The organism is Pseudomonas agronomica (assembly GCF_025917275.1).
Lineage (GTDB): Bacteria > Pseudomonadota > Gammaproteobacteria > Pseudomonadales > Pseudomonadaceae > Aquipseudomonas > Aquipseudomonas agronomica.
The window spans coordinates 1-6,018 of record NZ_JAOSHO010000319.1 but is presented as its reverse complement, the minus strand read 5'-3'; the positions used below and the strand labels follow the sequence as shown (position 1 = coordinate 6,018).

Here is a 6,018-nt window from a genome sequence, read left to right as displayed (position 1 = left end):
GGGAGCGAGCCTGCTCGCGAAGGCCGTGCCGCGGTCTTGAGTCTTACTGTGCAGCCGTCGCCACTTCACGCACCGGCTTGCCCCGCACCGGCGCGTCGCCGGCCACGTAGTAAGGCGCGGTGCTGCGCGGCAGGGGTTTGCGACCACGGATCTTGTCGGCGATTTTCTCGGCCATCATGATCGTCGGCGCGTTCAGGTTGCCGGTGGTGATGATCGGCATGATCGAGGCGTCGACTACTCGCAACCCTTCCATGCCATGCACGCGGCCTTCGCTGTCCACGACAGCCATGTCGTCGGTGCCCATCTTGCACGAGCAGGACGGATGGAACGCGGTTTCGGCGTGCTCGCGGATGAACTGGTCGAGTTGCTCGTCCGTTTGCACGTCGATGCCCGGACTGATCTCGCGACCACGGAAGGCATCGAGCGCCGGTTGTTGCATGATCTCGCGGGTCAGGCGGATGCCGTCGCGAAATTCCTGCCAGTCCTGCTCGGTGGCCATGTAGTTGAACAGGATGCTCGGGTGCTGGCGCGGGTCCTTGGACTTGGCCTGGATCCGACCACGGCTTGGCGAACGCATGGAACCCATGTGCGCCTGGAAACCGTGTTCCTTCACGCCGTTGCTGCCGTTGTAGTTAATCGCCACCGGCAGGAAGTGGTACTGGATGTTCGGCCATTCGAAATCGGGGCGAGTGCGTATGAAACCGCCGGCTTCGAACTGGTTGCTGGCGCCGATGCCGGTGCCGTTGAACAGCCACTCGGCACCGATGGCCGGCTGGTTGTACCAGAGCAGCGACGGGTACAGCGAGACCGGTTGGGTGCAAGCGTATTGCAGGTACAGCTCCAGGTGATCCTGCAGGTTTTCACCCACGCCCGGCAGGTCGTGGACCACCGGGATGTCAAGGTTTTCCAGCAGCTTGGCCGGGCCAACGCCGGAACGCTGGAGGATCTGCGGCGAGGCGATGGCGCCGGAGCACAGCAGCACTTCCTTGCGCGCCCGGGCTTCGACGCGCTCTTCAGCGGCGCCCACCAGATAGCGCACGCCGACCGCACGCTTGCCTTCGAACAGGATCTTGTCGGTCAGGGCATGGGTAACGATGGTCAGTGTCGAACGCTTCTTGGCGATGTCCAGGTAACCGCGGGCGGTACTGGCGCGACGGCCGTTGGGCGTGACGGTACGGTCCATCGGGCCGAAACCTTCCTGCTGGTAACCGTTGAGGTCGTCGGTACGCGGGTAACCGGCCTGCACGCCGGCTTCGACCATGGCGTGGAACAACGGGTTGTTACCGGCCTTGGGCGTGGTCACGCTGACCGGGCCTTCACCGCCGTGGTAATCGTTCGGGCCGATATCACGGGTTTCGGCCTTGCGGAAATACGGCAGGCAATCGAGGTAGGTCCAGTCGTCCAGGCCCGGCAGCTTGGCCCAGTTGTCGTAGTCCAGGGCGTTGCCGCGGATGTAGCACATGCCGTTGATCAGCGAAGACCCGCCCAGGCCCTTGCCGCGTCCGCATTCCATGCGACGGCCGTTCATGTACGGCTCCGGATCGGTTTCGTAGGCCCAGTTGTAGCGACGGCCCTGGAGAGGAAATGCCAGGGCGGCGGGCATTTGCGTACGGAAGTCGAGGCGATAGTCCGGGCCGCCGGCTTCGAGCAGCAGGACGGTGACGCCTTCGTCTTCGGTCAGGCGGGTGGCCAGGGTGTTACCGGCCGAACCGGCACCGATGATGATGTAATCGAATTCTTGGGACATGAAATGCACCCTCTTTTTGAGTTGGGTTCAGGTCAGGCCTGGCGAGTGCTTCGCACTCGATCGCGAGCAAGCTCGCTCCCACATTGGAATGGGGACTCCTGTGGGAGCGAGCTTGCTCGCGATGGCGGCCGCAGAGGCAACGTCGGTTTAGAACACCGAGGTGTAATCACCCATCTCGACCTGCACCGACTTGATGCGGGTGAAGTTGTTCAGCGAGCTGATCCCGTTCTCCCGGCCCACGCCCGATTGCTTGTAGCCACCGACCGGCATTTCTGCCGCCGATTCACCCCAGGCGTTGATCCAGCAGATGCCGGCTTCGAGCTGGTGGATCACGCGGTGGGCGCGGTTGAGGTCGCGGGTGACGACGCCAGCGGCCAGGCCGAAGTCGGTGTCGTTGGCGCGGCGGATCACTTCTTCTTCGGTTTCGTAGGTGAGGATGCTCATCACCGGGCCGAAGATTTCTTCACGCACGATGGTCATGTCATCGGTGCAGTCGGTGAACACGGTCGGGGCGACGAACGCGCCCTTGGCGAACTCGCCTTCGGTCAGGCGACCGCCGCCGCACAGCAAGCGCGCGCCTTCGGCTTTGCCTTTCTCGATGTAGCCCAACACGCTTTCCATGTGGGCGAAGCTCACCAGCGGGCCGAAATTGGTGTTTTCGTCTTCCGGGTTACCGACGCGGATGCGCGCCACGCGCTCGACAATCTTGGCTTCGAACGCCGCTTTGAGGTGGCTCGGCACGAACACGCGGGTGCCGTTGGTGCAGACCTGGCCGGAGCTGTAGAAGTTGGCCATCATCGCGGTGTCGGCGGCGCGGTCCAGGTCAGCGTCGTCGAAGATGATCAGCGGCGACTTGCCGCCCAGTTCCATGGTCACGTCCTTGAGCGAAGAACTCGAAGCGCTGGCCATGACCTTCTTGCCGGTGTCGGTGCCGCCGGTGAAGGAGATTTTCTCGATGCGCGGGTGCTCGGTCAGCCAGGTGCCGACTTCGCGACCGCTGCCGGTCAGCACGTTGAACACGCCCGCCGGGACGCCGGCCTCGGTGTAGATCTCGGCCAGTTTCAGGGTGGTCAGCGAGGTGACTTCGCTTGGCTTGAAGATCATCGCGTTACCGGCGGCCAGGGCCGGGGCGGATTTCCACAGGGCGATCTGGATCGGGTAGTTCCACGCGCCGATACCGGCGACCACGCCCAGGGGCTCGCGACGGGTGTAGACGAAGGAAGTGCTGCGCAGCGGAACCTGCTCGCCTTCGATGGCGGGCACCAGGCCTGCGTAGTATTCCAGCACGTCTGCGCCGGTGACGATGTCGACGTATTTGGTTTCGGAGAACGATTTGCCGGTGTCCAGGGTTTCCAGGGCGGCCAGTTCATCGTTGCGCTCGCGCAGGATGTCCACGGCGCGGCGCAGGATGCGCGAGCGCTGCATGGCGGTCATGGCGGCCCAGACTTTTTGGCCTTTTTCGGCGCTGACCACGGCACGCTCGACGTCCTCGAACGTCGCGCGTTGCACCAGGGCGAGTACTTCACCGTTGGCCGGGTTGATGGCTTCGAAGGTGGCGTCGCCGCTGGCATCGCTGTACGCGCCATCGATGTAGAGTTTTTGCAGTTCGAAACGGGCCATAAAGTCCTCGCAAGTGCATAAGTGGTTGGCTGAGCACCGAGCGTGTCGTTCATAGCTGACTACGCGCTGCGGTGGCGGTTCAGGTGGCGAGCGATTCTGTGTGCTCTGGCATTCCTGACTTGGCCAGTTGGAAATCCATGTATTCGTAAGCGATCTGGTGTGCCTGGGCGGTATCGAACGCGTCTCCCGAGAGCGCGCCGCGCAGCCACAAACCGTCAATCAGCGCGGCCAGGCCCCGTGCCGCGCTGCGTGCCTGGTCAACAGGCAACACGCGGCGGAACTGGCAACACAGGTTGGAATACAGACGGTGATCGTTGATCCGCTGCAACCTGTGCAATGACGGGTGATGCATGCTGGTGGCCCAGAAGGCCAGCCAGGTTTTCATCGCCGGGCCATTGACCTGGCTGGCGTCAAAGTTGCCTTCGATGATCACCTTCAGGTGAGCTCGCGGGCTCGAGTCCGTCAGCGCTTGGCGACGCGCGGTGACGTTCTCGCTCAGGACACTCATCAGGTACTGGGCCGTCGCTGCGATCAGGCCATTCTTGTCCTGAAAGTAGTGACTGATGATGCCGTTCGAAACTCCGGCCAAACGGGCGATCAGCGCAATGCTGGCGTCCCCCATTCCGACCTGATCGACCGCCTGCAAAGTGGCTTCGATCAACTGCTGGCGGCGGATGGGTTGCATACCGACCTTGGGCATCTGCAAATCTCCTTAGGCCATCGGGCGGACGAGTTCGGTCCGCCTTCATGAGGGCCAGTCTATTTTGTTTTGATTGAACGTTCAATCAACAAAGAATAAGCTCTGCGACAATTCGTCGCGATTTACCGAAAATTCCTACGCGTAAATGGCGCGGAAGCGAGACATCAGGGGCCCAAGACCCGCGCATGACGGGGGCGAGGGCTCCAAGGATGTCTTTATAACACCCGCCGGTCGGCTGCCCACTCACCGATTGGTCGGGTATCGCGTTGCCTTGTCTTTCTCTCGCACTGCCTGGAGCATCCGTGCAATGAGTTCTGCCTTGCTAATAAAGACCCCACCGCAAAAGGTGACGGTCAACGGTTGGGTGTTCTACACCTCCACCGCGCTGATCCTGCTGCTCACCGCCATATTGATCATTGCGCCACAAGAGGCAGGCCGTTTGCTCGGCATTGCCCAGGCGTGGCTGTCCCGCAGCTTCGGCTGGTACTACATGGTGGTGATCGCCGCCTACCTGGTGTTCGTGGTTGGCCTGGCGCTTTCCTCCTACGGCAAGCTCAAGCTGGGCAGCCAGCACGACACGCCGGACTTCAGCTACGGCGCCTGGGCCGGGATGCTGTTTTCGTCGGGCATCGGCATTTCTTTGCTCTACTTCGGCGCGTCCGAGCCGCTGGACCATTACTTCAACCCGCCTGAGGGCGTGGCCGGCAGCCAGATGGCCGCGCGCCAGGCTGTGCAACTGACGTTCTTGCACTGGGGCCTGCACGGCTGGGCGATCTATGCCCTGGTGGGCCTGGCCGTGGCGTATTTCGCCTACCGGCACAACCAACCGCTGGCGTTGCGTTCGGCCTTGTATCCATTGGTAGGCGAGCGCTGGGTCAAGGGCGCGGCGGGTCATGCGGTGGACGGTTTCGGCATGTTCGTCACGTTGCTGGGGCTGGTGACCAACCTGGGGATAGGTTCGCTGCAAGTCGCGTCCGGGCTGGAAAACCTGTTCGGCATCGAGCACAGCAACACCAACCTGCTGATCGTGATCATCGTGATGAGCACCGTGGCGACCATCGCCGCCGTGTCCGGCGTGGAAAACGGCATCCGACGGCTGTCCAACCTGAACATCGTATTGTTCAGCGGCTTGCTGATCTTCGTGTTGTTGTTTGGTCCGACCCTGCACCTGCTCAACGGTTTCGTGCAGAACGTCGGTGACTACCTCAACGGTGTGATCCTCAAGACGTTCGACCTGTATGTGTATGTCGACGACAGCGCCAAGTCCGACCGCTGGCTGGGCCTGTGGACCCTGTTCTACTGGGCCTGGTGGATTTCCTGGGCGCCGTTCGTTGGCATGTTCATCGCGCGGATTTCCCGTGGCCGTACCGTGCGCGAACTGGTGGCGGGCGTGTTGCTGATCCCCCTGGGCTTTACGTTGGCGTGGCTGTCGATCTTCGGTAACTCGGCCCTGGACCTGGTGATGAACCAAGGGGCGGTGGAACTGGGCAAGACGGCGCTGACACAGCCGTCCATGTCGATCTATCAGTTGCTGGAGTTCTACCCGGCCTCGAAAGTCGTGATCGGCGTGTCGATCTTCGTCGGTTTCGTGTTGTTCCTTACCCCGGCCGACTCCGGCGCGGTGATGATGGCGAACCTTTCGTGCAAGGGCGGCAACGTCGACGAAGATGCACCGCATTGGCTGCGGATTTTCTGGTCCGTGGTCATCACGCTGGTGACCGTTGGCCTGTTGTTCGCCGGTAACTTCGAGGCGATGCAAACCATGGTGGTGCTGGCCGGGCTGCCGTTCTCGGTGGTGCTGGTGGTCTTCATGTTCGGGCTGCACAAGGCCATGCGCCAGGATGTGCAGGCCGAGCAGGAACGGGCGGAGTTGGCGGCGCTGGGCCGGGTCTTTAGCTGACCGCATTTGATAGTTGCGAACACTATTGTGGCGAGGGAGCTTGCTCCCGCT

At 62.3% G+C, this 6,018-nt stretch carries 4 protein-coding genes; 1 reads left to right on the top strand and 3 read right to left on the bottom strand.

The window, feature by feature from the left end; all coding sequences use genetic code 11:
- Positions 1–43: 43 nt before the first annotated feature.
- From betA to betI, 3 genes are all read right to left on the bottom strand, one after another.
- Complete coding sequence (gene betA, locus OC610_RS19440; protein WP_264429966.1) at positions 44–1,747, bottom strand: choline dehydrogenase; 1,704 nt, start codon at positions 1,745–1,747, stop codon at positions 44–46.
- 147 nt (positions 1,748–1,894) lie between these two features.
- Complete coding sequence (betB, locus tag OC610_RS19435) at positions 1,895–3,367, bottom strand: betaine-aldehyde dehydrogenase (RefSeq protein WP_264429964.1); 1,473 nt, start codon at positions 3,365–3,367, stop codon at positions 1,895–1,897.
- A 79-nt stretch (positions 3,368–3,446) separates the two neighbouring features.
- The gene (gene betI, locus OC610_RS19430) at positions 3,447–4,067 is read right to left on the bottom strand and encodes a transcriptional regulator BetI (protein ID WP_030137836.1); all 621 of its coding nucleotides are present in this window, start codon (positions 4,065–4,067) and stop codon (positions 3,447–3,449) included.
- Between the two features lie 364 nt (positions 4,068–4,431).
- On the opposite strand from betI, the gene OC610_RS19425 reads away from it, so the two are divergent.
- On the top strand, positions 4,432–5,967 hold the full coding sequence (locus tag OC610_RS19425) for a BCCT family transporter (protein WP_264429967.1): 1,536 nt from the start codon (positions 4,432–4,434) through the stop codon (positions 5,965–5,967).
- Positions 5,968–6,018 lie beyond the last annotated feature (51 nt).